We start from the raw sequence: 581 nt of genomic DNA, 5'->3' as shown, positions 1-581 counted from the left end.
TGGCTCGGCGAGCAGGCCGAGGCGGCCGGCGTCGAGGTCTATCCCGGCTTTGCCGGCGCCGAGATCCTGTTCGATGAAAAAGGCGCGGTCAAGGGCGTGGCCACTGGCGACATGGGCCTGAACCGTGACGGCACGCCCGGCCCGCACCACCAGCCGGGCATGGAGCTGCACGCCAAGTACACGCTCTTTGCCGAAGGCTGTCGCGGCCATCTGGGCAAGCAGCTCGAGGCGAAGTTCAATCTGCGCGAGGGCGCCGACCCGCAGACCTACGGCATCGGCATCAAGGAGCTGTGGGAGGTCAGGCCCGAGAACCATCGCCCCGGCCTGGTGGTGCACACCGCCGGCTGGCCGATGGACAACGCCACCTACGGCGGTGGCTTCGTCTATCACCTCGAGGACAACCTGGTGGCGGTGGGCTACGTGGTCGGCCTCAACTACGAGAACCCGCACCTGTCGCCCTTCGAGGAGATGCAGCGCTACAAGACGCACCCCGAGATCCGCAAGTATCTCGAAGGCGGCAAGCGCCTGGCCTACGGCGCGCGCGCCATTGCCGCCGGCGGCCTGCAGAGCCTGCCGCGGCT

The 581-nt window shown here is 68.3% G+C and carries 1 protein-coding gene; it reads left to right on the top strand.

The genetic code is table 11. From position 1 onward, the window contains the following. A partial coding sequence (locus tag B447_RS21565) for an NAD(P)/FAD-dependent oxidoreductase (protein WP_004249447.1) occupies positions 1–581 on the top strand: 581 nt, incomplete at both ends.

Origin of the sequence: Thauera sp. 27 (genome assembly GCF_000310125.2) — a bacterium.
GTDB classification, from domain to species: domain Bacteria; phylum Pseudomonadota; class Gammaproteobacteria; order Burkholderiales; family Rhodocyclaceae; genus Thauera; species Thauera mechernichensis.
This window is presented reverse-complemented; position numbering and strand designations above follow the sequence as displayed.